This window comes from Xenorhabdus sp. BG5 (assembly GCF_015163665.1).
GTDB lineage: Bacteria > Pseudomonadota > Gammaproteobacteria > Enterobacterales > Enterobacteriaceae > Xenorhabdus.
Map to the genome: position 1 here is coordinate 1 of NZ_JADEUG010000022.1, position 25210 is coordinate 25210.

General features: G+C 38.7%; 24 protein-coding genes and 3 pseudogenes. 17 read left to right on the top strand and 10 right to left on the bottom strand.

Annotated elements, in window-relative coordinates; translation table 11 throughout:
- The 11 genes and pseudogenes from IQ209_RS12125 to trmL all read left to right on the top strand — a co-directional run.
- On the top strand, positions 1-1147 hold a 1147-nt coding region (locus IQ209_RS12125), incomplete at its 5' end, for a hypothetical protein (RefSeq protein ID WP_193851545.1).
- Positions 1144-2358 carry a glycosyltransferase gene (locus tag IQ209_RS12130; protein WP_193851546.1) on the top strand — a complete coding sequence of 405 codons (1215 nt, stop codon included), beginning with the start codon at positions 1144-1146 and terminating at the stop codon, positions 2356-2358. The genes IQ209_RS12125 and IQ209_RS12130, both read left to right, overlap by 4 nt.
- Positions 2359-2539: 181 nt before the next feature.
- On the top strand, positions 2540-2653 hold the full coding sequence (locus tag IQ209_RS18760) for a hypothetical protein (RefSeq protein ID WP_193851596.1): 114 nt from the start codon (positions 2540-2542) through the stop codon (positions 2651-2653).
- Positions 2654-2697: 44 nt separating this feature from the next.
- A complete protein-coding gene (locus IQ209_RS12140) occupies positions 2698-3336 on the top strand; it encodes a PIG-L deacetylase family protein (protein WP_193851547.1) in 639 nt (212 codons plus the stop codon).
- On the top strand, positions 3321-4196 hold the full coding sequence (locus IQ209_RS12145; protein WP_193851548.1) for a UDP-3-O-(3-hydroxymyristoyl)glucosamine N-acyltransferase: 876 nt from the start codon (positions 3321-3323) through the stop codon (positions 4194-4196). The genes IQ209_RS12140 and IQ209_RS12145 overlap by 16 nt, the downstream gene beginning before the upstream one ends.
- A 55-nt stretch (positions 4197-4251) precedes the next feature.
- Positions 4252-4800, top strand: a pseudogene (locus IQ209_RS18765) (glycosyltransferase); the annotation flags it as partial.
- 132 nt (positions 4801-4932) lie between these two features.
- Positions 4933-5439: pseudogene (locus IQ209_RS18770) on the top strand (glycosyltransferase); the annotation flags it as partial.
- Positions 5436-6593 carry a DegT/DnrJ/EryC1/StrS aminotransferase family protein gene (locus IQ209_RS12155; protein ID WP_193851550.1) on the top strand — a complete coding sequence of 386 codons (1158 nt, stop codon included), beginning with the start codon at positions 5436-5438 and terminating at the stop codon, positions 6591-6593. The pseudogene IQ209_RS18770 and the gene IQ209_RS12155, both read left to right, overlap by 4 nt.
- A complete protein-coding gene (locus tag IQ209_RS12160; protein WP_193851551.1) occupies positions 6594-7205 on the top strand; it encodes a sugar transferase in 612 nt (203 codons plus the stop codon).
- A 5-nt stretch (positions 7206-7210) separates the two neighbouring features.
- The gene (locus tag IQ209_RS12165) at positions 7211-9085 is read left to right on the top strand and encodes a nucleoside-diphosphate sugar epimerase/dehydratase (RefSeq protein ID WP_193851552.1); all 1875 of its coding nucleotides are present in this window, start codon (positions 7211-7213) and stop codon (positions 9083-9085) included.
- A gap of 104 nt (positions 9086-9189) precedes the next feature.
- Entirely contained in the window at positions 9190-9693 is a 504-nt protein-coding gene (gene trmL, locus IQ209_RS12170) for a tRNA (uridine(34)/cytosine(34)/5-carboxymethylaminomethyluridine(34)-2'-O)-methyltransferase TrmL (RefSeq protein WP_193851553.1), read from the top strand.
- A 76-nt stretch (positions 9694-9769) separates the two neighbouring features.
- On the opposite strand, the gene cysE is transcribed toward trmL, so the two are convergent.
- The 4 genes from cysE to IQ209_RS12190 form a co-directional block, all read right to left on the bottom strand.
- On the bottom strand, positions 9770-10591 hold the full coding sequence (gene cysE / locus IQ209_RS12175; RefSeq protein WP_193851554.1) for a serine O-acetyltransferase: 822 nt from the start codon (positions 10589-10591) through the stop codon (positions 9770-9772).
- A gap of 18 nt (positions 10592-10609) precedes the next feature.
- On the bottom strand, positions 10610-11629 hold the full coding sequence (gene gpsA / locus IQ209_RS12180; protein WP_193851555.1) for an NAD(P)H-dependent glycerol-3-phosphate dehydrogenase: 1020 nt from the start codon (positions 11627-11629) through the stop codon (positions 10610-10612).
- Positions 11629-12099: a protein-export chaperone SecB gene (gene secB / locus IQ209_RS12185; protein ID WP_193851556.1), complete on the bottom strand. Its 471-nt coding sequence runs from the start codon at positions 12097-12099 to the stop codon at positions 11629-11631. Before secB ends, gpsA begins: the two co-directional genes overlap by 1 nt.
- A 75-nt stretch (positions 12100-12174) precedes the next feature.
- Positions 12175-12612, bottom strand: a complete 438-nt coding sequence (locus tag IQ209_RS12190) for a rhodanese-like domain-containing protein (RefSeq protein WP_193851557.1) — start codon at positions 12610-12612, stop codon at positions 12175-12177.
- Between the two features lie 320 nt (positions 12613-12932).
- Between IQ209_RS12190 and envC the strand changes: the two genes are divergently transcribed.
- Positions 12933-14246: a murein hydrolase activator EnvC gene (gene envC, locus IQ209_RS12195; RefSeq protein ID WP_193851558.1), complete on the top strand. Its 1314-nt coding sequence runs from the start codon at positions 12933-12935 to the stop codon at positions 14244-14246.
- 15 nt (positions 14247-14261) lie between these two features.
- Entirely contained in the window at positions 14262-15305 is a 1044-nt protein-coding gene (locus tag IQ209_RS12200; protein WP_193851559.1) for a divergent polysaccharide deacetylase family protein, read from the top strand.
- Here the strand turns inward: IQ209_RS12200 and tdh are convergent.
- Both tdh and kbl read right to left on the bottom strand, forming a co-directional pair.
- Positions 15302-16327, bottom strand: a complete 1026-nt coding sequence (tdh, locus tag IQ209_RS12205; protein WP_193851560.1) for an L-threonine 3-dehydrogenase — start codon at positions 16325-16327, stop codon at positions 15302-15304. The two genes, IQ209_RS12200 and tdh, sit on opposite strands and share 4 nt — an antisense overlap.
- Before the next feature lie 9 nt (positions 16328-16336).
- The gene (gene kbl, locus IQ209_RS12210) at positions 16337-17533 is read right to left on the bottom strand and encodes a glycine C-acetyltransferase (RefSeq protein ID WP_193851561.1); all 1197 of its coding nucleotides are present in this window, start codon (positions 17531-17533) and stop codon (positions 16337-16339) included.
- Positions 17534-17811: 278 nt separating this feature from the next.
- Between kbl and rfaD the strand changes: the two genes are divergently transcribed.
- Genes rfaD through rfaC form a run of 3 tightly spaced genes read left to right on the top strand, consistent with a single transcriptional unit; the run spans position 17812 to position 20777 of the window.
- Complete coding sequence (gene rfaD, locus IQ209_RS12215) at positions 17812-18750, top strand: ADP-glyceromanno-heptose 6-epimerase (RefSeq protein ID WP_193851562.1); 939 nt, start codon at positions 17812-17814, stop codon at positions 18748-18750.
- 9 nt (positions 18751-18759) lie between these two features.
- Positions 18760-19812, top strand: coding sequence for an ADP-heptose--LPS heptosyltransferase RfaF (rfaF, locus tag IQ209_RS12220; protein WP_193851563.1), 1053 nt, complete (start codon positions 18760-18762; stop codon positions 19810-19812).
- Positions 19812-20777, top strand: coding sequence for a lipopolysaccharide heptosyltransferase RfaC (rfaC, locus tag IQ209_RS12225; RefSeq protein WP_193851564.1), 966 nt, complete (start codon positions 19812-19814; stop codon positions 20775-20777). Before rfaF ends, rfaC begins: the two co-directional genes overlap by 1 nt.
- On the opposite strand, the gene IQ209_RS12230 is transcribed toward rfaC, so the two are convergent.
- Together IQ209_RS12230 and IQ209_RS12235 are read right to left on the bottom strand one after the other, a co-directional pair.
- On the bottom strand, positions 20769-21671 hold the full coding sequence (locus IQ209_RS12230) for a GNAT family N-acetyltransferase (RefSeq protein WP_228005861.1): 903 nt from the start codon (positions 21669-21671) through the stop codon (positions 20769-20771). The two genes, rfaC and IQ209_RS12230, sit on opposite strands and share 9 nt — an antisense overlap.
- A gap of 81 nt (positions 21672-21752) precedes the next feature.
- Complete coding sequence (locus IQ209_RS12235; protein WP_193851565.1) at positions 21753-22178, bottom strand: transposase; 426 nt, start codon at positions 22176-22178, stop codon at positions 21753-21755.
- 216 nt (positions 22179-22394) lie between these two features.
- On the opposite strand from IQ209_RS12235, the pseudogene IQ209_RS12240 reads away from it, so the two are divergent.
- Positions 22395-23398: pseudogene (locus IQ209_RS12240) on the top strand (IS110 family transposase).
- A 158-nt stretch (positions 23399-23556) separates the two neighbouring features.
- Here IQ209_RS12240 and IQ209_RS12245 read toward each other — a convergent pair.
- Both IQ209_RS12245 and IQ209_RS12250 read right to left on the bottom strand, forming a co-directional pair.
- Positions 23557-23979 (bottom strand): helix-turn-helix domain-containing protein, encoded by a 423-nt coding sequence (locus IQ209_RS12245; RefSeq protein WP_228005862.1) that lies wholly within the window; start codon positions 23977-23979, stop codon positions 23557-23559.
- Positions 23980-24143: 164 nt separating this feature from the next.
- The gene (locus IQ209_RS12250; protein WP_193851566.1) at positions 24144-25115 is read right to left on the bottom strand and encodes a glycosyltransferase family 2 protein; all 972 of its coding nucleotides are present in this window, start codon (positions 25113-25115) and stop codon (positions 24144-24146) included.
- Between the last annotated feature and the right edge of the window lie 95 nt (positions 25116-25210).

Below are 25210 nucleotides of genomic sequence, written 5' to 3' on the forward strand. Positions count from 1 at the left end.
TGTCACATATATGTTTTACGATATTAAAAATATATTTCCTTATTCTGTAATGTTAACAACCATCTCTTTATGGATTTTCTATTTTTTTTACAGAATATCTAAACCTATTTTTATAACAAAAAAGTTAATAAAATTAGGATCAAAGCTAGATTCCTTAAACCTACCACTAAATATAACGGGGAAAATATTAGTAATATTGGGATTTTCCGTTTTCTTAATTATATCAAATAACAATGGTGGAATAAGCTCAATTCTACTAGAAGGATATGGAGTCACTAAGATTTTTGCTAGTAATCCAACCTTAGAAATCTCATTATATATAGCGTATGTAGGAAGTTTTTTCTTATTATTTTCCGGAAGAAAAAAGACTTCGACAATAATATTTTTAATCATAATGACTATAAATATTATTTTAGGAAGGCGCTCTCAATTAATTATTTGGGGAATGACCTATGCAATATTTTATTTTATAAGATTTAGGTTTATATCATTTAAAAAGATACTACCATTTATATTAATTTCATTTGTGTTGTTAAATATATTAGGATATATAAGAAATTCTAATTATAAAAGTTATCAAGATTTATATGAAAGATCTATTACTAGTTTAGAACAAACTAATCATAATTCATCATCAATGTATTATACACTAACTGATGGGCAATTCGTTGTTCCTTTTGAAACACTACCAGTTTTAATGAATACACTAGAACCCAATGATTACTATTATGGAAGTTCTCTCCTAGATACTATCACCCAATGGATTCCAAGATTTATTTTTCCATCAAAAAGTTATGGTTTATCAAACTGGTATTTTCGATCATTTTATGATCAAAATGCATCGCCTAACACAGGAAGGCAATTTTTCTTCCTTTCCGAAGGATTTATTAATTTTGGTATTATAGGAATTTTTATATGGGCTGGACTTTGGGGATTTTTCTGGAAAAATATATCTTATTTAATTAAATACCCACCATCAACTTTAACAAGTTTTATCTTCTCTATATATGTATCATCAATGGTTCTATTATTATCCGGAGATTCAGTTTCACTTTTCGTAGCAATACCGAAATCATCAATAATCTGGTTATTTTTAGGTTACACTATTGCTATAGTGATGAAATATATAAAAAAAGGACTATCATGAAATCTATTTTTTTTATCACATCCTCCTATCCTTTTGGAGATGGAGAAAGTTTCATCACATCAGAAATAGAGGATTTATCCAATAATTATAAAATTTATGTTATTCCCACTTATCCAAGAGGTAACTTAAAGAATGCTCAAGAGAAAAAAACAAATAAAAATATATACTACCTTTATTTACCATTGTTAACTATAAAATATTTTTTCTCCAGCCTCTCATTCACAATTAAATACCCTATCATTTTATGGGGTTTATTACAATTATGTCTTGTAAGGAATTATAAACATAGTATTAAGAATCTTGTTCTGATTCCAAAATCAATATTCCTTTATAAGAAAATGAAAAAAATTAAGCCATGCTTTATTTACTCACATTGGATATCAGCGCCTACTCAATTAGCTATGATGTTAAATTTTTTATCAAAAGTCCCATATGGAGCTACAGGACACAGATGGGATATAATTGATAATAACAATTTTAAAAATAAATTTGAAAATGCAGAGTTTATTAGACTTATTTCAAAAAAGTCACAACAATTGCTTCATTTTAATATATCAAAAAAATATAATGATAAAATTAAAACAATCTATCTGGGAGTAGATGTAGATAACAATACTAACATTAGTATCCCTTTTATCAAATCATATACAAGAGGTGTTTGCATAGCAAACCTCATTCCAGTGAAAGGGCATCTCTATTTATTTAATGCCATATCTCTCTTAAAAAGAAAAAGTAGCATTATTCATATAGATATAATTGGTACGGGGGCGCTAAAAGAATATCTAATGAAACTAGCTAAAGATTTAAATATAGAACAACAAATTCACTTTAAAGGGCAACTAACCCATGATTGTGTGCGAAATTTACTAAGTAGTGGTATATATCAATTTTGTTGTTTACCTAGTCTAGATTTAGGTAATGGATTGCATGAAGGAATACCTGTGTCATTGATGGAAGCAATGAGCAAAGGAATTCCATGTATATCAACCACTACCGGATCTATTACTGAACTAATCAATGATAGTTATAATGGTATTTTAGTCAAAGCTGCAGATAGTGAAGCATTAGCCAGTGGAATTATGGCACTAATACAAGACAAAGACCTCAGACAAAAAATTAGTGAAAATGGCATTAAAACAATTAATCGTTTATTTAATCGAAAAAATAATAATAAAGAAATATTAAACCTTATTGATAAGCATAGATTATAACTCTAAAAATAATTTTTATATAATCAAACATTTTTTCAAAATTAAAATATATAATTAAGACACTAATTTTCAAAATAATAATAGTGAATTAGAGATAATAGTTATTTTTGATAAATTAGTTAAAAATGGAAAATATAATATTTAGCCCCCAAAAAAGCATACAGAGTGATATAATTTTAATCTGAGCACACATATCAAAAAATTATCAAGGAAAATAATTTTTTATTCACACATAATGGAGAGCCACAAAAAATTCATTGGTACATATAAATCCCCCTACAACACAACGCCTTAGTTTCATTACCAAAATTCATAACATATTAGGACATTATTGAAAGCATGATAACAAATTTTAATAAAATTTTAGTACTTGCTCCTCATACAGACGATGGTGAGCTAGGAGCAGGAGGAACCATAACCAAATTGATTGAAAATGGAAAGAATGTTACCTACGTAGCCTTTTCAACTGCAGAAGAATCAGTTCCCGACGGAATGGCAAAAGATATATTAAAAACGGAAGTAAAAGCAGCAACACAAGCTTTAGGTATAAAAAGTGAAAATTTAATAATTTTTAATTACCAAGTAAGAAAACTAAACTATGCTAGGCAAGAAATCCTAGAGAACTTAATTGAAATAAGAAAAAATAATAATTTTGATCTTATTCTCATGCCTTCTCTAAAAGATATACACCAAGATCATACAACAATAGCCCAAGAAGGACTTAGAGCCTTCAAAAACACAACCATACTTGGATATGAATTAATTTGGAACAATTTATCTTTTGACACTACTTGTTTTATAAAATTAGATGAACATCACATCCAAAAAAAAGTATCAGCTCTGCACAAATATGAATCGCAAAAAAACAGAGATTATATGTCTGAAGATTTCATATTTTCTTTGGCAAGAACTCGTGGTGTTCAAATAGGAGCAAAGTATGCTGAAAGTTTTGAGGTGATAAGATGTGTTATCAATTAAAATTTGGTATCTCCATAGAAAAAATATGTAAAGAACTAAATCTTCATTATATTGGAAATAATAGCCATATCACTAACATATCTCCAATTAATAATATTATTGATGGAAGTCTTTCCTTTATCAAAGGAAAAATTGATCTGTTAAACCCTAATGTTACACTAGTGTGTAATGAGTCAGATACAATTTTTTTTAATGATAAAAAAACAAGATTCATAATTAGTAAAAATCCAAGATTAGATTTCATACGTATATTAAATTTTCTAGAGAAAGAGAATGTATTTAATCATTTTTCATTCAAATCAAAAATATCTCCAACTGCATCTATAGGACTTAACTCTATAATTGAAGATGGTTGTATTATTCATGAGAATGTAAAAATTGAGCCTAATGTAGTCATACATTCTGGAACAATTATAGGAGCAAATTCAAGAATAAGAGCTAATTCGTCTATTGGAGGAGATGGTTTTGGATTTGAGAGAACATCGAACGGTATACCTATCCGTTTTCCTCATTTAGGGAGAGTTATTATTGGAGAAAATGTTGAAGTGGGTTCCAATACATGTATTGCAAGAGGAGCACTTTCAAATACTATAATAGAAGATTATGTGAAAATTGATAACTTAGTTCACATAGCTCATAATTGCCATATAGGGAAAGGAACTTTCATTACTGCATGCGCAGAAATCAGTGGAGGAGTTATTATTGGAAAAAATTCATGGATTGGACCAAATACCTCAATCATCCAGAAGAAAAATATCGGTGATAATTCACTTATAGGTATTGGTGCTGTATTGACAAAAGATGTACCAGAATCCACTGTTTTTGCTGGTAATCCAGCTAAAAAAATTAGAGAGATGTAAATATATTATGAACATATTATACATTAACCATTATGCTGGAAGTCCTTATTATGGAATGGAATTTAGACCATACTATTTAGCAAAAGAGTGGTTAAATAATGGACACAAAACAACCATATTAGCATCTTCATACTCTCATATACGCTCAAAGCAGCCTAATGTAAAAATTAAAATTACAGAGGAAAATATTGACGGTATACAGTATATTTGGTATCCAACCAATAAATATAAAGGAAACGGAATATTTCGTTTAATCAATATTTTTTCTTTCTTACTACAAATTATTCTGTCTAATAAAAAAATCATTAATAAAATAAAACCGGACATAATAATAGCTTCTAGTACATATCCACTAGACATTTGGATTGCAAAATACCTAGCTAAAAAGTACAAAGCAAAATTGATATTTGAGATTCATGATCTGTGGCCCTTATCACCTATAGAATTAGGAGGAATGTCTCCAAAACATCCATTTATGATTTTATGTCAATATGCAGAGAATTATGCATATAAATATTCAGATGCTGTAATATCTATATTACCTAAAGTTCATCAACATGTTATGGAGCATGGTCTAGATATAAATAAATTACATATTATACCCAATGGTATTGTATGCTCTGACTGGGAAAATGGTAACTACGATAAAACATCTCATGATATTAGTTCAAAAATACAGATCTTAAAAAATAAAGGCTACACAATAGTTGGCTATGCCGGTTCTCATGGCGCACCCAATGCATTAAAGTTTTTAATAGAATCTGCTCATTTATTAAGGAAAAAATCATTTCATTTTATTCTAATTGGTTCAGGTTTAGAGAAAAACAATCTTATAGAATACTCAAAATCATTAAATTTAGAAAACATTACTTTCTTTGACCCTATAGCTAAAAAACAAATGCCAGATCTCCTGACATTATTTGATATTAGTTATATAGGCGCTCATAAAACATCTATTTACCGTTTTGGTATATCTCCCAATAAACTAATGGATTATATGATGGCTGAAAATATTATTTTAAGCTCTATTAATGCCGGAAATGATCCCATTGCAGATGCTGCTTGCGGACTAACTGTAGAAGCAGAATCATCTAAAGCTATAGCTGATGGCTTAATTAAATTAAGTGAATACACTCTGGAAGAAAGACAACAAATGGGAAAAAATGGTAAAAATTATGTTCTAAATCACCATACCTATTCCAGGTTAGCTAATAAATTTTTACAAGTGATGAAAAAATTATGAACAATAAATTCCTCCCTTTCGCATTACCTGAAATTAGTAAAGAAGAAATTAATGAAGTTGTAGATTCATTAAAACATGGTTGGATTACAACTGGACCTAAAGCAAAAAAGTTCGAACAAGATTTTGCTAGCTATTTAGGTGATGGTGTTGAAGCTATTGCTGTTAATTCAGCTACTGCGGGACTACATTTAGCCCTAGAAGCGATAGGCATTAAACCTGAAGACGAAGTCATAGTCCCAACCTATACCTTTACAGCGACTGCCGAAGTGGTCCGCTATTTAGGTGCAAACCCTGTTTTTGTTGATTCCCTTCCTGATTCCCTGAATATTGATCCTAAAAAAATCAGAAAAGCAATAACTTCCAAAACGAAAGCAATTATTCCTGTACATTTTGCAGGTCTATCTTGTGATATGGATGAAATAATCTCTATCGCTAAAGAATTTAACCTAAAAATTGTTGAAGATGCTGCTCATGCATTTCCAACTATCTACAATGGAAAAAAAATAGGTACATTAGATACGGACGTTACTGTCTTTAGTTTTTATGCCAATAAAACAATGACTACAGCTGAAGGCGGCATGCTTGTTTCTCGTAATCCAAAAATTATAAAAAGAGCTAAAGTTATGCGCCTTCACGGTATTAGCAAAGATGCATTTGATCGATACCAATCCAAAACTCCCGCTTGGTACTATGAAGTTATAGAACCAGGCTTTAAATATAATATGCCTGATATTTGTGCTGCAATTGGAATCCATCAGCTAAAAAAAATTGATCTCTTCCAGCGAAAAAGAGAGAAAATGGCAAAGTTTTATGACGAAGAACTGAAAGATCTACCATTAATCTTACCGACTAAACCTTTCGGTCCAGATAACCAACATGCATGGCATTTATACCCCATCCGCTTAAAAGATGAAGTCAAAATATCAAGAGATGACTTTATTATAAAAATGGCTGAAAAAAATATAGGCTGCTCAGTTCACTTTATTCCTCTTCATAAACATCCTGTTTGGAAAAATACTTATTCATTATGTGAGGAAAATTTTCCTGTCGCAGAAAAAAATTTCCATAAAATAATTTCCATTCCTTTATATACAAAAATGACAAGAGACGATCAAATTAGAGTAATAAATGCAATAAAAGAGATTTTAAAATAAATGAAGTCTATATATATATATTTTAAAAGGTTTTTTGATTTCATTTCATCTTTTATAGGGATAATTGTTTTATCTCCTATATTAATATCTATCGCTATATGGATAAAAATGGACTCGAAAGGGCCCATTTTTTTTCGTCAAAAGCGTATTGGGCAATATGGAAAGCCATTTTATATTCATAAATTTAGAAGTATGACATTAAATTCCGAACAAAAAGGACAACTTACAATCGGTAATGATTCTCGCATAACCAACTCTGGAAAATTTATCAGAAAATATAAACTAGATGAATTAGCCCAACTTATTGATGTTATTCAAGGCAAAATGAGCTTAGTTGGTCCCAGGCCTGAAGTACCTAAATTTATGGATAAATACCCTCTAGAGATGAGATCAAAAATATTGTCAGTAAAACCAGGTATAACAGATCTGGCATCTATAGAAATGATAGATGAAAATGAAATATTGTCTCAATATCCAAATCCCCATCAAGCTTACATTGATATAATCATGCCTCTCAAGGCCAAATATTATCTAGATTATGCTAAACAGCAATCATTTTGTCTTGATATTAAAATAATTTTTAAAACTATATATAAAATAATTTTCAGGTAACATTCATGAGCGAGAGACTTTTTTTCAAAAAAGAAAGGTTACTAAAAACATTTTTATTAATGATTGCTGATATTTTGATAATAGCTTCTTCATATTGGATCAGCATGTGGCTACGTTTAGACAGAGAAGTTCCCATTAATAGTTTATTACATTGGTCTGTAATTAGCCTAACAATACCATGTACACTCTTTATATTTATTAGATTAGGGTTTTATCGAGCTATATTAAGATATGTTAATATGAGTATTTTAAAGTGGGCTGTTATTGGTTCATTTTTATCATCTCTGATTTTAATAGCATTTTCTTCATACCAGCAGGCTTTTTTACCAAGAACTGTTCCTATTATCTACTTTTCTTTTTTAGTTATTTTATTATGCGGAACTAGATTTTTTTACAGAGCACTTCGTAATTATATAATGAATAAGGGAATTCCCGTCATTATATATGGTGCAGGGGAATCAGGACGACAATTATTACCCATATTAAGAGAACACCGAGAATTAGAGCCAGTAGCTTTTATTGATGACAACCTTAAACTGAAAAATTTAAGTATTCAAGGGATTATTGTTTATTCATCTGATTCAGTTATTAAACTAGTAGAAAAGTATAAAGTAGAAAAAATATTACTTGCCCTCCCCACTGCATCTATTGCTGAAAGAAAAAGTATTATAGATACACTACAACCAACACATTGCGAAATATTAACAATCCCAAATTTCAATGAATTGGTAGATGGTACAGCTAAAATTGATACTCTAAGAAAATTATCCATAGATGATCTTTTAGGAAGGGAACAAGTATCTCCATTACCAGAATTATTATCTAAAAATATTTTAAATAAAAATGTCCTTGTATCTGGAGCGGGTGGTTCAATTGGTTCTGAATTGTGTCGCCAAATTATTCAGCAAAAACCGATTTTTTTAATCTTATTCGAATTAACAGAATATGCTCTTTATTCAATAGAAAGAGAATTACAAAAAATCAACAAAGAAAAAAAACTAAATGTTAACATCATTCCTATATTAGGGAATATAAAGAACTCAGAGAAAATCAATAAAATTATTGATAAATTTCATATTAACACCATCTATCATGCTGCAGCATATAAACATGTTCCTCTAGTTGAATTAAATACTATAGAAGGTATTCAAAACAACATTTTTGGTACACTAGCTATTGCTCAAGCTGCTATTACTCAAAAAGTTGATAAATTTGTTCTCATATCCACAGATAAAGCAGTTCGCCCCACAAATATAATGGGAGCAACAAAAAGATTCGCTGAATTAATATTACAAGCATTAGCTAAGCAGAATAAACATACCCAATTTTCCATGGTAAGATTCGGAAATGTACTTGGTTCTTCAGGCTCAGTAGTACCTCTGTTTGAGAAACAAATAGCTAATGGAGGTCCAATAACTCTTACCCATAAGGATATAACTCGATATTTCATGACAATCCCAGAGGCAGCTCAATTAGTTATTCAAGCCGGAGCCATGGGAGTAAATGGCGATGTTTTTGTATTGGATATGGGGGAATCAGTAAGAATATATGATCTTGCAGTTAAAATGGTAAGCCTTTCAGGTTTAACAGTAAGAGATGAGAATAACCGAAATGGAGACATAGAAATAAAAGTAACAGGCCTTCGTCCCGGAGAGAAATTATACGAAGAATTATTAATAGGAAACAATGTCTCAGGAACAAATCATCCTAGGATCATGACAGCAAATGAGATCTACCTAGAATGGTCTGAACTTAATAAGTTAATTCAACATCTTCAATCAGCTTGTAGTGAACGTGATTTAGAATCTATTCGTGAAATATTGATAAATGCGCCTTTGGAATTCCAACCTAAAGATGAAATATGTGACTTATTAAAATAATTGATTGCTATTTTCAATATTAACATCAGTGGACGTACTCAAATAAAAAATAAATTTCTATTTTCAAATCAACTACTATCATAATTTTTCCACTTGAAACACCAATGCTAAACATCGTACTATTCGAACCAGAAATTCCGCCTAATACAGGCAATATCATCCGCCTATGTGCCAACACAGGCTGTCAACTTCATCTCATTCAACCTTTGGGTTTTACATGGGACGACAAACGCCTGCGTCGTGCAGGGTTAGACTACCACGAATTCGCCAATATCAAACAACACCACGATTACAGCGCATTCTTGGAAAGTGAAGGACTCAGTTCCGTCAATTCACAATCCCCTACTGGAGCGCGCCTATTTGCCTTAACCACAAAAGGCACGCCGGCGCACAGTAATGTGAGTTATCGTGATGGGGATTACTTGATGTTTGGCCCGGAAACCCGCGGTTTGCCGTCTTATGTGTTAGATAACATGCCGCCTGAACAGAAAATCAGAATTCCTATGCTGCCAGATAGCCGTAGCATGAATCTGTCCAATTCTGTGGCAGTGGTTGTGTTTGAAGCATGGCGACAGCTGGGTTATCAAGGCGCGTTATTGCGAGATTAAGATTAATAGGACATTCAGCGTGGATTAGACGCTGAATGTCCTATCTATTAATGTTCATAAGAAAAGAGACAGAATTTTAAATCCCATCACCATTCTCAAATCCATTATTGATGCCATTAAAATGCTGGTTCATATCCAGCGATGGCTTCTCACTTTCCGGTTTACCAACAATCCTCGCCGGTACACCTGCCACAGTGGTATGAGGTGGAACTGATCTTAATACAACTGAGCCTGCCCCAATTTTCGCACCTCGACCAATTTCGATATTGCCGAGGATTTTGGAACCCGCGCCAATCATCACCCCTTCACGTACTTTCGGATGACGATCTCCGCTAGTTTTACCTGTTCCCCCAAGAGTCACAGATTGCAGAATAGAAACATCGTTCTCAACAACCGCTGTCTCACCAATTACAATACCTGTCGCATGGTCAAGCATGATGCCACAGCCAATTCTGGCGGCGGGATGAATATCGACACCAAAAGAAACTGAGATCTGGTTTTGCAGATAGACTGCCAATGCCTTGCGATTTTCTTTCCATAGCCAGTGAGCAATGCGGTAGGCTTGCAGAGCATGGAAACCTTTAAGATAGAGTAATGGTGTCGAATATTTATCTACTGCCGGATCGCGCAGTCGAACAGCTTTAATATCACGTGCAGCCGATTCAATCATCTTAGGATCACTGCGATACGCATTTTCAACGACTTCTCTGACTTCAATAGGGGGCATAATCGGTGATGCTAGCTTATTTGCCAACATGTAGCTCAAGGCACTACCAAGATTTTCATGCTTGAGTAGTGTCGCGTGAAAGAAACTGGCTAACATGGGTTCACAGTCTGCCAGCGCCCTCGCCTCGTTTTTTATATTTTTCCAGACTTCGTTCAGTTCTGCTCGCGACATATCAGTGTTCTCATTTATTTAAGAGTGAGAGCCCTCTCCCTCATCTCTTGTCGCTCTTCCCAATAATGTTTGGGCAGCCTCAATCACATTTTTATTGCAGTATAGTATCTGGTAGATCTGCTCTGTGATAGGCATTTCAACACCCACTCGTTCCGCCAAGGCCCGAACTTCTTTAGTATTGCGGTATCCTTCAACAACTTGTCCGATCTCACGTTGCGCTTCATCAACACCGATACCTTTTCCCAGCATCATGCCAAAACGACGGTTACGGGATTGGTTATCGGTACAGGTCAGAACTAAATCACCCAATCCGGCCATTCCCATAAATGTAGAAGGATCAGCCCCCAACGCCACGCCAAGTCGGCTCATCTCCGCCAATCCGCGGGTGATCAATGCTGTGCGGGCATTAGCCCCAAACCCCATACCATCAGAGATACCTGCACCAATTGCAATAACATTTTTTATTGCCCCACCGAGCTGTACTCCTATGAAATCTGGGTTTTTGTAGACTCGAAAGCTTTTGCCGCAATGGAAAAACTGTTGTAGTTCTTCACCAAACTCAGGTGTTGTGGCAGAAACCGCAATCGCTGTTGGTAAACCTGCCGCTAGCTCTTTTGCGAATGTCGGGCCAGAAACTACAGCCAAGGGGATTTCATCACCTAATATCTCACGAGCGACATCTTGTAATAAGCGCCCTGTTTCCGCTTCAAGCCCCTTGGTCGCCCACACAATGCGGGTATCCTGTTGTAAATGTGGTTTTATCTGCTGTAAGACATCTCCGAAAACATGGCTGGGAACCACGACCAAGATATTGTGGCTGGCTGAAACAGCGCTTTTTAGATCAGACTCAAGCAACAAATTATTGGGAAAAGAGACGTCAGGTAAAAATGCCTGATTACAGCGCGCTTGTTGCAACGCATTGACGTGATCAGGGTTATGCCCCCAAAGCACAACATCGTGCCCATTGCGAGCCAAAGTAATAGCTAAAGCGGTGCCGTATGAACCGGCACCGATTACTGTCATAGAAGCAGTATTCATTAAGCTTCCTGTGCAGCCTCATTAGGCTGAGATTCAGCCTGCTGTTGCAGATAATTCATGAACAGGGCATCAAAGTTAACAGGAGCCAGGTTCAGTTGTGGGAAAGTCCCACGACTAACCAAGCTAGTGATGCACTCACGGGCGTATGGGAACAGGATATTTGGGCAATATGCACCTAAGCAATGTGCCAGCTGGGTTCCTTCAAGACCATCAATAGAGAAAATACCCGCTTGTTGAACTTCACACAAAAACGCAGTTTCTTCTTCCAGTACCGCCGTGACGGTAACACGCAGAACAACTTCATAAACTCCCTGAACCAATTCACTGGAAGCCGTGTCCAGATCCAATTTAACTTCCGGCTGCCAATCCTGTTGGAAAATCTGCGGAGCTTTTGGTGCTTCGAAAGAAATATCTTTCGTGTAAATACGCTGGATCTGGAAAGCCATTTCTGCATTGTTTTGTTCTGACATAATAATGTTTACCTTTTTCAGATGTCCTTATTGAACCTTTCAAGAATGCAAGCATACCACTTGCACCTAAATTCGTTATTTCTTGCCGCGAGCCAATGGCAGATTTTCACCCGCCCAACCAGCAATCCCTTCTTTCAGGGAATAAACCTGCTCAAAGCCTAAACGAACCAGATTTTCCGCTGGTGTTCTGGATTCTAGCCCATTCGCTGAAACTACGATAACAGGCTGTTTTTTATGTTTCTCCAAATCACCTAAATTACTATCTTTAATTTCAGATGGCGTCAGGTTAACGGAATCAATAATATGCCCCCTGCGGAAATCGTCACGGGAGCGTAAATCCACGACGATAGCTTCTTCCTTGTTGATGAAATGGATGGCCTGAGCACGGGTGATCTCTTTACTCTTGGAGAACACGCTTTTTACCGTCATAACAATGACAGCCACCAGCAATGCAATCCAGACAAGGCTCAGGATCGTGTTCCGGCTAATAAATTGCATGATTTCTTGCAGCATGGAGGGCAACAACTCCCGTTAGTTAATAACAAATATCTAAGGTAGAAGAGTATACCTGTGTGTTGCATCAATTACAGCCAATTAGCATCAATCCAGTGCAGTTTTTGCGGAGAGTTTCGAGAAAAATTAAAAAACATACCGAGAACAACTTGATTGTAATGCATCAATAAAATATTTCATGTAACACTGGACCAAGGCAGGATCTTCGACCATAAATGAACTAAAACTTATATTAATGATAAAAAACAGTCTGTTCTCTGGTCAGGTGCAATTCATCATGAAATAATCAGGCGCTATGTAGCAGCAGGGTACTCAATAAGATGGCTGAAAATAAGGATCTGAAGAGCCGTAAGAATCGGCAGAGGCAATACAAACTGCAAAATAAAATCAGAGTGTTACAACTCTGTGCCTTGTTGTTCACCTTTCTCAGTTTCAGTACAAATACTTTCGCCAATCCAATTTCAGAGAATAAAAATCAGCTCAAAGATATTCAACAGGATATCGCCGAGAAAGAGAAAAGCGTAAAACAGCAACAAAAACAACGTACAGATCTGCTTAACCAATTAAAAGAACAAGAAAGTACTATCTCAGAAGTGGGACGTTCGCTGCACACGACACAAACTCGCCTGAATAAGCTAGAAAACGACGTTTCATCACTCAATGCCAATATCAAACGCTTGCAAACACAGCAAAAGGAGCAACGTCAATTACTTGCCAACCAATTGGACGCTGCATTTCGGCAAGGAAATCACCAAGGATTAGAATTGTTGCTCAATGGGCAGGAAAATCAGCGCAAAGAACGTATTCTCGCTTATTACAGTTACTTGAATCAGGCTCGTCAGGAAGCTATCGCCAAACTGCAAAAAACAACCGAAGAACTTAACCAGCAAAAAAAACTGCAACTAGAAAAACAAAGTGAACAGAAAGCGATACTAGCCGGCCAAAAACAACAAAAACAAAAAATGGAAGTTGCCCGCACTGCGCGGCAAAAAACATTAACGACACTCGAATCTTCATTGAAGAAAGATCAACAAAGCCTGGCTGAGCTTCGGCAGAATGAAACCAGATTAAGAGACAAGATTGCCACAGCTGAGCGGGAAGCTAAAGCGCGTGCTGAACGTGAAGCACGTGAAGCGGCTCGTGTTCGTGCCCAGGTTGCCGCTAAACAGAAACAAGCGCAACAAAAAGGTTCCAGTTATAAACCAACAGAAGAAGAACGGGCTCTCATGGCACGAACTGGTGGCCTTGGGCGTCCTGCTGGGCAAGCAATCTGGCCAGTGCGCGGTCGTGTTATCCATAACTTTGGCGGGGCGATACAAGGTGAACTTCGCTGGAAAGGGGTTGTTATCTCAGCAGCGGAAGGGACAGAAGTCAGGGCAATCTCAGATGGACGTGTATTGCTGGCAGACTGGCTGCAAGGCTACGGCCTGGTTGTCGTGATTGAACACGGTAAAGGCGATATGAGCATTTACGGTTACAACCAGAGCACATTGGTCAGTGTTGGGCAACAGGTTCGGGCAGGCCAGCCAATAGCGTTGGTTGGCAGCAGCGGCGGGCAACAACAACCTTCACTGTACTTTGAAATCCGCCGTCAAGGACAAGCTGTTAACCCATTACCGTGGTTAGGGAAATAAGATAGGGACACAATGATGGTAAAAATGCGGTATCGGTTGATAAAGCAGGTTGATTTATCCGTTCTTTTATCTTGGGTATTGTTATTCTTCACATCATTACTGTTTACTTTCAATGCACAAGCTGCACGTTTAGCCATCATCATTGATGATGTTGGCTATCGTGTTAGTGAAGAAAATAAGATCTTACAAATGCCCGTTGCGGTTTCTATCGCAATCCTGCCTAACTCCCCGTCTGGCAGGAAAATGGCGGAAAAGGCTTATCAGCAGGGACGGGAGATTTTAATCCACTTGCCAATGGCACCATTAGGCAAGCAACTTCTGGAAAAAAATACACTCCATCCGGCCATGAGCAGGGAAGAAATTGCCCGTATTATTCAAGATGCGATACAGAAAGTTCCTCATGCTGTTGGTATGAATAATCATATGGGCAGTGCAATGACATCTAATCTCAGTGGCATGGAAAAGGTAATGCAAGCGTTATCCCGTTATCACCTTTATTTTCTGGACAGTGTGACAATAGGCAATACACAGGTCACCAAAGCAGCAATGGGAACCCCTGTTCCCGTGATCCGAAGAAATGTGTTTTTGGATAATACTCAAACCGAAGCCGAAACACGGCATCAACTTAACAGAGCAATTTCACTTGCCCGCAAGCGAGGTTCTGCCGTTGCAATTGGACACCCATATCCCACAACTATACGCGCCTTACAGCAAGCACTTGCAACATTACCCAGTGATATTGAACTGGTAACACCCAGCCTGTTGTTAGATCATCAAATTGCACGCAAGTGCATAAAACCCTATGAATCAAAACCTGCACCAACCACTCAGTTGGAGTATCTCAAGATGATCAAAAAGGCATTATCTAACAGTGTCATCATTAATGCCTTAAATCGGTACATGCAAAAACTTTTGGGTAATCATCCGACAAAAAAAGCGCCAGACAAACCAGAAATAAAACACGCAACGGAAAATAAAGTGATAAATAAAACAGAAACTCGACCAGAAACCGATCAAGCAGGCGCCCAAAAAGCCAAAGACGCCTGCGCTAATTTTTAATCCCAATTTAAGATAACCTTGCCAGATTGCCCTGAACGCATAACATCAAAGCCTTTCTGGTAATCATCAATCGAGAATTGGTGAGTGATAATCGGGGATAAATCCAGTCCAGATTGGATCAAAGCCGCCATCTTGTACCAAGTTTCAAACATCTCACGCCCGTAGATGCCCTTGATAAATAATCCCTTAAAGATGACCTGATTCCAATCTATTGCCATATCTGAAGGCGGGATACCCAACAGCGCAATACGTCCACCGTGGTTCATGGTATTGAGCAAAGTATGGAACGCTGGTGGAGCACCTGACATTTCTAAACCCACATCAAAACCTTCTGTCATTCCCAGTTCTGCCATGACATCAGTCAGATTTTCTTTGCTGACATTCACAGCGCGGGTAACACCCATTTTACGAGCCAGCTCAAGGCGGTATTCATTGACATCCGTAATCACGACATGACGAGCACCAACATGCTTACATACCGCTGCGGCCATAATCCCGATAGGGCCAGCGCCTGATACCAGTACATCTTCCCCCACCAGATCAAAAGACAGTGCAGTGTGTACCGCATTGCCAAATGGATCAAAAATCGCAGCCAGCTCATCGGGTATATTGTCTGGGATCTTAAAAGCATTAAATGCGGGAATAACCAGATATTCAGCAAAAGCACCTTCACGGTTCACACCAACACCCGTAGTATTGCGGCATAAATGTGTACGCCCACCACGGCAATTACGACAGTGGCCACAGGTGATATGGCCTTCACCGGATACACGATCACCAATCTTGAATCCTTTTACTTCCTGACCAATCGCAACAACTTCACCAACATATTCGTGCCCCACTACCATCGGGACAAGGATAGTTTTTTGCGACCAATCATCCCAGTTATAGATGTGAACATCCGTCCCACAAATGGCAGTCTTACGGATTTTAATCATCACATCATTGTGCCCAAGCTCCGGCATGGGCATATCTGTCATCCAGATACCTTCTTCTGGTTTTAATTTGGACAATGCTTTCATAATGATACCTTAAGCAATGACATTCAATTGCTTGCCAATGCGGATAAATGCAGTCACCACACGTTCAATTTGTTCTTCAGTATGGGCAGCTGAGATCTGGGTTCGGATACGCGCCTGACCTTTAGGCACAACCGGATAGAAGAACCCAATCACATAAATGCCTTCTTTCAGCAGTTCTGCGGCGAATTCCTGTGCCAGTTTCGCATCCCCCAACATAACAGGGATAATCGCATGATCTGCTCCCGCCAGAGTGAAACCTGCCGCCGTCATTTTTTCACGGAACAAGTTCGCATTTTTCCAGAGACGCTCACGCAGATCATCGCCATTTTTCAGCATGTCCAGCACCTTGATAGATGCCGCGACAATGGCTGGAGCTAATGAGTTGGAGAACAGATAGGGGCGTGAACGCTGGCGTAACCATTCAACCACTTCTTTACGCGCGGCGGTATAACCACCTGATGCGCCACCCAGTGCCTTACCAAGCGTACCGGTGATAATGTCAATACGTCCCATAACATCACAATATTCATGAGTGCCACGACCATGCTTGCCAACAAAGCCAACTGCATGTGAATCATCCACCATGACCAATGCACCAAATTCATCAGCCAGGTCACAGATAGATCTCAGGTCAGCAATAACGCCATCCATTGAAAATACCCCGTCGGTTGCGATCAGGATATTTTGCGCACCTTCCGCTTTTGCCTTTTCCAACTGCGCCCTTAATTCTTGCATGTCATTATTGGCATAGCGGTAACGCTTTGCTTTGCATAAACGGATGCCATCAATGATGGAGGCATGGTTCAAGGCATCAGAGATAATGGCATCTTCTGGCCCAAACAGGGTTTCAAACAGACCGCCGTTTGCATCAAAGCACGAGGAGTACAGAATGGCGTCTTCCATACCCAAAAATTCAGCAATCTTATTTTCTAATTCTTTATGGGAATCTTGCGTGCCGCAGATAAAGCGAACGGATGCCATACCAAAACCGTGGCTATCCATGCCTGCTTTTGCCGCCGCGATCAGTTCAGGGTGATTGGCCAAACCTAAGTAGTTATTGGCACAAAAATTAACGACTTGGTTACCCTCAGCAACAGCAATATTGGCATCTTGGGCAGACGTGATAATACGCTCACTTTTGAATAATCCTTCGGAGCGGGTTTGTTCCAACTGCTCATTAATTTTCTGGTAAAACGATGCTGACATTTTTCTCTCCTGAATCCCTAACTAAGTGAAAGGCGCAATGTATTTTACTGACAGATCCTACTAGTGACGATATAACGAGAAAGATAATAGCAACTTTGTAAAGCTGATCACGACTCAGAGTCTGGTATACAGCAAGATTTCAGGATATTCCCCTGTTTAAGCTGCTGTCGTCAGTAGGGTTAAGTGCTATTATACTCAGCAAAGATATACCCAATAGACGTCAAGTTACAGTGATAAAGCTGGGTATAAAGTGAACTGACTATTTAGAGGTGAGCCAAATGATTATTGTCACTGGTGGCGCAGGGTTTATTGGCAGCAATATTGTCAAGGCACTGAATGATGAGGGTTATAAGGATATTCTGGTTGTTGATAACCTGAAAGATGGAACAAAATTCGTCAATTTGGTTGATTTGGATATCACCGACTATATAGATAAAGAAGACTTCATCGCCAGCATTGTGGCAGGTGATGATTTAGGTGACATTGATGCCATTTTCCATGAAGGGGCTTGCTCATCCACAACAGAATGGGATGGTAAATATATGATGGACAATAATTACCAGTACTCCAAAGATGTGCTGCATTATTGTCTCGAGCGTCAAATCCCCTTCCTGTACGCCTCCTCTGCTGCTACTTATGGCGGCCGCAGTGACAATTTCATTGAAGAGCGCCAATATGAAAAACCGCTCAATGTTTATGGCTACTCCAAGTTCCTGTTTGATCAATATGTTCGTGATATTTTGCCTCATGCGGATTCCCAAATTTGTGGCTTCCGTTATTTCAATGTTTACGGGCCGCGCGAAGGGCATAAGGGCAGTATGGCGAGTGTCGCCTACCATTTAAATAATCAGATTCACCAAGGGCAGAATCCGAAGTTATTTGCTGGCAGTGAGAATTTCTGCCGCGATTTTATCTATGTCGGTGATGTTGCCGTCGTCAATCTGTGGTTCTGGAAAAATGGCGTTTCCGGCATTTTTAACTGTGGAACAGGCCGCGCTGAATCTTTCCAGGCTGTTGCAGATGCTGTGATTGAATTCCATAAAGAAAAATCTCCAGCCGTGGAATACATCGACTTTCCAGAAAAATTAAAAGGCCGTTACCAGAGTTTTACTCAGGCAGATCTGACAAAACTTCGCGCTGCTGGCTATCAAAAACCGTTCAAGACGGTTGCCGAAGGCGTCACTGAATATATGCAATGGCTCAATCAGGATAATTAATCGACCTCTATGAAGATATTGGTGATCGGTCCATCATGGGTGGGTGACATGATGATGTCGCAAAGCCTCTACCGTACGTTGAAAGCTTTGTACCCCAATGCAGAAATTGATGTGATGGCACCCGCATGGTGTCGTCCATTACTGGCAAAAATGCCTGAAGTGCATCAAGCATTAGCCATGCCGCTTGGTCATGGTGCCCTGGCCTTGGGTGAGCGCCGACGCCTTGGGCTGGCATTGCGTGAAAATAGATATGATCGTGCTTATGTATTGCCCAACTCATTCAAATCTGCGCTGGTCCCTTTCTTCGCCAATATCCCGCAACGGACAGGCTGGCGCGGTGAGATGCGTTACGGGCTGCTGAATGATATCCGGGTTCTGAATAAGAGCGCTTTTCCACTCATGGTTCAACGTTATGCCGCTCTCGCGTATGAAGAGAAAAACATGCGTAGCGCCGATGACCTTCCACAACCTTTGTTATGGCCGCGATTAAATGTCAATGACGAAGATATTGCAGAATCAACCTCAGCCTTCAATATCTCCGATCACCGCCCTATTATTGGCTTCTGCCCTGGTGCCGAATTCGGCCCAGCCAAACGCTGGCCACATTATCACTATGCTGCTCTTGCTGAACAGTTAATTACTCAAAAAGGTTATCAAGTCTTACTGTTTGGTTCTGACAAAGATCATCAGGCAGGTGAAGATATTCGAGCACTGTTAAGCGAAGATGCCCGCGAAGATTGTCTCAATCTGGCAGGCAAAACCTCGCTTGAACAAGCGGTAAATGTCATCGCAGCGTGTGATGCCATCGTCACAAACGACTCAGGTTTGATGCATATAGCGGCGGCCTTAAACCGTCCTCTGGTGGCATTATATGGGCCAAGTAGCCCAGATTTTACCCCGCCATTATCAAATAAGGCCGAAGTGATCCGCCTGATTACGGGCTATCACAAAATCAGAAAAGGCGACAGCGATGGTGGCTATCACCAAAGCCTGATCGACATTCAACCTGAAAGAGTTCTATCTTCATTAGAAAAACTGCTACAGGCGGAGAGCCAAAATTAATGCGTGTTTTATTGGTAAAAACATCTTCGATGGGGGATGTGTTACATACTCTGCCAGCATTAACGGATGCAAAACAACAGCTTCCTGACATTCAATTTGATTGGGTAGTGGAAGAAGGATTTGCTCAAATTCCAACCTGGCACGATGCGGTCGAAAATGTGATCCCCGTAGCTATTCGCCGCTGGCGCAAAAATTGGTTCAGAAAAGATATTCGTGAAGAACGGGCACGATTTCGGCAACAACTACAACAACACCAATATGACGCCATCATTGATGCGCAAGGTCTGTTAAAAAGTGCTTTTTTAGTAACCCGATTAGCGCATGGCCCAAAACATGGTTACGATCGAAAAAGCATCCGTGAACCCATCGCCAGCTTCTTCTACGATCATAGTCATGCTGTCAGCAAGCAACAACACGCGGTTGAACGCACTCGGGCTTTATTTGCTGATAGTTTGGGCTATAAAAAACCGTCAGAGCAAGGTGATTACGCCATCGCCCGCCATTTTTTGTACCAACAAACCAATGGCCAAAATAACTATCTCGTTTTCCTCCATGCAACAACACGCGATGAAAAACATTGGCCTGAAAATCATTGGCGGCAGCTTATCGCAGATATCCAGACAACGGGTATGCACATTAAATTGCCTTGGGGCGCTGAGCATGAATATCAACGGGCATTAAGGCTAGCGGAAGGGTTTTCCCATGTTGATGTTCTGCCAAAACTGACACTGGCTGAAGTTGCACATGTTATTGCGGGAGCACAAGCCGTAGTTTCAGTTGATACAGGATTAAGCCATTTGACAGCGGCACTTGATCGACCCAATATTACGCTATTTGGGCCGACTGATCCTGGTTTAATCGGTGGATATGGTAAAGAGCAGCATCCTTTGAAATCGGCAGATAATACGATGCAAGGTGTTACTTCAGGGGACGTTATGCTGCTCTTACAGAAAGTACTAAAATAACAACTTTCCTAGCTGTAAAGTTTCACACCAACGATTTTTGTATTCAAGAGTAGGATTACCCAATGAATAACGCATGGTTTTGTCTCGCTGTTGACATAGTGCCTTTGCCTCTTGGGTATTCACCCACATCAAGATACTGCCAACGCTGAGATGAGCATATTCAGAATCATAACCACCATTAATGGCATCAAAGGAAATCCATTTGGGGCTTTCCGCCCACAAGACAAAATCGTAAGCACAAGGTTTACCGTCAATCAATAATACATTGCCAAATATATGCTCACGAAGCTCAGTGTATATTTCAAGGAGATGTTTTTTCTGCTCTTCAGAATGGCTATAATTCCAACGTTTTTGGTATAGATCGATATAAATATCCACCAACTCTTCTGCGCTGAATTCACTTGAAGGGCGGATTTCTCCTCCTGCACGCTTAAATTTGTTGATCTCGTTGCTACGATTACGGCGGGTTTTGTAAGAAAAACTGTCTTTGATTAGGCAAATTTTTCTTTTGCTCAATAGAGAGTTGAAGCTGGCATTAATAAAATTATTTTTATGAATTTGAGATAATCTCTTTGATTTTACAGGTAAAAATAATTTTGCATCTGCTGCAATAGGGAAAACAATTTCATCATATGAAACTGGGTATTCAGTTTGTATTTCTTCAATCAGCTTTTTGTTTTTAAAAGAAAAACAGGCACCCTTAACTCCAGATGCTGTTTTTTTGATATAAAAGCAAAACTGCCCATCAAGATGTTTATCCAAAAAAGAGATAATATTGGGATGTGTTAATGTACATCCGCCAAAAAGAGTATAAGCTTCTTTATATTGTTCAAAATTGCTTTTTTTCCATCCTGAAAGAAGTGTTTTTGTAGCTTCTATAGAAAGCATCTCCATAAAGGTACTCTTTATTTTATCTGAAAATAATCAAAAATATGTCGAATGTGTTATTTTACACAAAAATAACGAAATAAGTCCTCAAGAGAAATTAATTGCAAATTTGTCGCCATAACCTGCCAATAACGTATTTAGCTCATATTCCATGGTTTCCTGAGTCCAAGTGATAAAACGTCGCCAGTGGTATTTAGCCTGCCTCCAGAAGATTTCAATCAGATTCAGTTCTGGACAGTAGACGGGAAGATAAAGTAAAAACAGGTTGTGCTCCTGTAACCAGCGATGTTCTGTTTCTTTCTCTATCCCATGGTGAATACGCGCATTATCTAACACGACAAATGTCAGTCGATCATCGCCTTGTTGGGCGATCTGCTCTAAAAAATCAATGACAACAGCCCACGTGACATTGCCAGATATTATCTGGTAAAACAGCGTGTTATTGGTGTAATTTAACGCCCCCAACACTGACCGTCTGACATGATTTTGCGGCACGGTTTCATGAGACTCCATCCGTATTGCACCGGTGGAGATGCGTAAAAACCCGCCTCATCAAGATAGACCAGCCGATAATGCTCCGACCGCGCGCCCACCTTCATTTTATTCAGCAAAGCGGCTTTTTCAGCAAACTCCGCCTCATTTCGTTTAATGAAATGGTCACCCTCATCTCCACCCTGAAACAGTATATTCTCAGGGGTATTATCGTTTCGTTGATAAGAGGCTATCATTATGAACACCATCGCATTGATTGGCATCGATCTCTGCAAACACGCCTTCCATGTCCATTGTCAGGAGCAATCAGGGAAAGCCCTGCTAAGTAAAAAATTTACCCGAACCAAATTGATGGAATTTTTAACCGATTGTACTCCGGCGACGGTTGTGATGGAGGCCTGTGCTGGCGCACATTTTATGGCAAGGCAGATCACTGATTTAGGGCATGAGGCAAAACTGATCTCGCCGCAGTTTGTCCGTCCCTTCGTCAAAAGTAACAAAAATGATTTTATTGATGCAGAGGCCATCTGTGAAGCCGCCTCTCGACCTTCAATGCGTTTTGTTCAGCCCAAACGGAAACCCAACAAGCCCTGCGTGCTCTGCATCGTGTCCGGGAATCATTCGTCCGGGATAAAGTCAAAACGACCAATCAAATGCAGGCTTTCCTACTGGAGTTTGGTATCAGCATGCCCAAGGAAATGGCGGTTATAAAACGTCTCTCTGCTGTTTTGGCCGAACAGACACTCCCGCCCTATCTGGTGCAGATATTACTGCGGTTACAGGCGCATTATCACTATCTCGTTGAGCAAATTACCGAGATTGAAATTACACTGACTCAAGAAATCAGTCAGGATGATGTCGGACAGCGGCTGATGACAATCCCGGGTATCGGCCCCATCACAGCGAGTGTACTTTCCTCACAACTGGGCGATGGGAAGCAATATGCCTGCAGCCGGGATTTTGTCGCCTCAACGGGATTGGTTCCCCGCCAGTACAGTACCGGGGGAAAGACGACCTTACTCGGTATCAGTAAACGAGGTAATAAAATGCTCCGGCAACTGTTGGTACTCTGTGCCCGATCATTGATGCAGCATATCGAGCACAGGCACGGAAAACTGGCTGACTGGGTTAAGCAGCAGCTTGAACGAAAACACTCAAATATTGTGGCTTGTGCACTGGCTAACAAACTTGCCCGGATAGCCTGGGCCATCACAACGCAACACACGGTATTTGCCGCTTGAATCCAGCGTCATTGTAAATACATTAAAAGTGCTCCCCAAGGTTTTGCGAAGACTAATAATTGATGACATAAACGGCCTACCGGCCTGATGAGAAACCTAATTAAAAAATGGCTCTTTGAAGCCGGGCGTTTTTTAAGGAACTTCAGGTGCGGAATTCATCAAGGCGCAGGCTTTTTGCCTACCGTGACGCCGGATAGATTTAAGCAAGCCAACCCGTTATCAAAAATTAGTGTTGCAAAAAAGAGGGTGACCATAGATTTTAAAGACAGACGGGCACGTTTATAGGTGAGTCCCTGTCTTTTCAGGGTATTTGCCAACGTCTCAAGCGTACAGGGCAGCGGGCCATGCTTGTCCTCGACTTTCTGTGCGATTCGGGCCAGCGTCAGAGATTCCGCACTGGCGACGTTAACCGCCGTGGCAATCATATCCGATGTCATAGCGGGATAACGGCCTCCGGCATGCCCACCTAACAATCCGGCTATCCCTGAATCGTGCCAGACGTAAACCCAGTCATAGATAACTCTGAGACTGCATCCTATCTCAGCGGCGATCTGACGGGGTTTAAGACCTCTGGCAAGCATGAGTAACCCCGTTTCACGTACGGATATCCCGGTGTGGATGATTCAAAGCCAGTTGTTGTAGCGTAATACGTTCAAGTTCAGCCAGCGTGATATTCGATTTCATAAGAACAGTCGGAAAGTCATCAGATTAACGATTATAACACCAATGCAGATAGTTTATCTGATCAAATTATATCTTTTTTCTTTGTAAGAAGAAATCGAGTTAAAAACCATTTAATTTTATTTTTTGAGCTTATCAAGCTTAACTTAAATAATTCTTTTTTTCTAAGAAAAACAGAGTATTTATTATAATATGAAAAACTTGAAATGAAATTTGAAAGCGCATTAACTTTCCCAGAAGCAAGTAATTTCCACATAAAAGCCACTTTAAGACTTAAAACTTTCGTGCCTATTTTATCCATAAGAAGTTTACGATCGCTCTTACGATAATCGAGATGCATTTTATGATAAATAGTATCCCACGCTTGAATTTCATTTATATAATCATCCTCTCCCCATTTTTTATTCATTATAGAACATTCTCTATAAACATAATTGTATAGATGTTTAGGGACACAATAAAAATTCGTTTTATTTATACACATCAAAATAAATAATACATCTTCACCAACTATCAACTTTTCATCGAAAGTCAAATTATTGTCTAATAAGAATCTACGCTTTATTAGCATGCAACAGATATCGAAATAATCAAAATTCAAATAATTCACAGCTAATTTATTTATATCTTCATAATTTTTAGAAAGTTTTATATTTTTGTTTTTATCAATTGTTTTATTCAAACAAAAAACCACATCACTATTTTCCTCCACATTTTTTTTCAACATGCTCTCTATAAAAATAGGTTCTATGGAATCATCACTATCCAGAAAAGAAATATATTCACCAGTAGCTTTACTTAATCCTAAGTTTCTTGATGAAGAAATACCTTTATTTATTTGAGATATCACTATAACATTCTTATTTTTATCTGCTATATTCTCTATAACATTTAATGTGTTATCAGTTGAGCCATCATTAACAATTATTATTTCTATGTTATTATATGTCTGATTCAAAACACTATTAATCGCATTAAATATAAAGCTTTCAACATTAAATGCTGGCATGATAATAGAAACTAAAGGATTTCTCATAACAATAATACACTCTTTTTATTTTATATAATAATTCTCCCTTTTAAATCAAGGAAGAAAGCCATAAAGTATAAATACTAAATATGTTCATAGTT

Excerpts from the sequence above, each read along its gene's own strand:
- IQ209_RS12130 (WP_193851546.1), top strand. The coding sequence starts at position 1,144 with ATGAAATCTATTTTTTTTATCACATCCTCCTATCCTTTTGGAGATGGA.
- IQ209_RS12140 (WP_193851547.1), top strand. The coding sequence starts at position 2,698 with ATGATAACAAATTTTAATAAAATTTTAGTACTTGCTCCTCATACAGAC.
- IQ209_RS12145 (WP_193851548.1), top strand. The coding sequence starts at position 3,321 with ATGTGTTATCAATTAAAATTTGGTATCTCCATAGAAAAAATATGTAAA.
- IQ209_RS12155 (WP_193851550.1), top strand. The coding sequence starts at position 5,436 with ATGAACAATAAATTCCTCCCTTTCGCATTACCTGAAATTAGTAAAGAA.
- IQ209_RS12160 (WP_193851551.1), top strand. The coding sequence starts at position 6,594 with ATGAAGTCTATATATATATATTTTAAAAGGTTTTTTGATTTCATTTCA.
- IQ209_RS12165 (WP_193851552.1), top strand. The coding sequence starts at position 7,211 with ATGAGCGAGAGACTTTTTTTCAAAAAAGAAAGGTTACTAAAAACATTT.
- trmL (WP_193851553.1), top strand. The coding sequence starts at position 9,190 with ATGCTAAACATCGTACTATTCGAACCAGAAATTCCGCCTAATACAGGC.
- cysE (WP_193851554.1), bottom strand. The coding sequence starts at position 10,591 with ATGTCGCGAGCAGAACTGAACGAAGTCTGGAAAAATATAAAAAACGAG.
- gpsA (WP_193851555.1), bottom strand. The coding sequence starts at position 11,629 with ATGAATACTGCTTCTATGACAGTAATCGGTGCCGGTTCATACGGCACC.
- secB (WP_193851556.1), bottom strand. The coding sequence starts at position 12,099 with ATGTCAGAACAAAACAATGCAGAAATGGCTTTCCAGATCCAGCGTATT.
- IQ209_RS12190 (WP_193851557.1), bottom strand. The coding sequence starts at position 12,612 with ATGCTGCAAGAAATCATGCAATTTATTAGCCGGAACACGATCCTGAGC.
- envC (WP_193851558.1), top strand. The coding sequence starts at position 12,933 with ATGGCTGAAAATAAGGATCTGAAGAGCCGTAAGAATCGGCAGAGGCAA.
- IQ209_RS12200 (WP_193851559.1), top strand. The coding sequence starts at position 14,262 with ATGGTAAAAATGCGGTATCGGTTGATAAAGCAGGTTGATTTATCCGTT.
- tdh (WP_193851560.1), bottom strand. The coding sequence starts at position 16,327 with ATGAAAGCATTGTCCAAATTAAAACCAGAAGAAGGTATCTGGATGACA.
- kbl (WP_193851561.1), bottom strand. The coding sequence starts at position 17,533 with ATGTCAGCATCGTTTTACCAGAAAATTAATGAGCAGTTGGAACAAACC.
- rfaD (WP_193851562.1), top strand. The coding sequence starts at position 17,812 with ATGATTATTGTCACTGGTGGCGCAGGGTTTATTGGCAGCAATATTGTC.
- rfaF (WP_193851563.1), top strand. The coding sequence starts at position 18,760 with ATGAAGATATTGGTGATCGGTCCATCATGGGTGGGTGACATGATGATG.
- rfaC (WP_193851564.1), top strand. The coding sequence starts at position 19,812 with ATGCGTGTTTTATTGGTAAAAACATCTTCGATGGGGGATGTGTTACAT.
- IQ209_RS12230 (WP_228005861.1), bottom strand. The coding sequence starts at position 21,671 with ATGGAGATGCTTTCTATAGAAGCTACAAAAACACTTCTTTCAGGATGG.
- IQ209_RS12235 (WP_193851565.1), bottom strand. The coding sequence starts at position 22,178 with ATGGAGTCTCATGAAACCGTGCCGCAAAATCATGTCAGACGGTCAGTG.
- IQ209_RS12245 (WP_228005862.1), bottom strand. The coding sequence starts at position 23,979 with ATGCTTGCCAGAGGTCTTAAACCCCGTCAGATCGCCGCTGAGATAGGA.
- IQ209_RS12250 (WP_193851566.1), bottom strand. The coding sequence starts at position 25,115 with ATGAGAAATCCTTTAGTTTCTATTATCATGCCAGCATTTAATGTTGAA.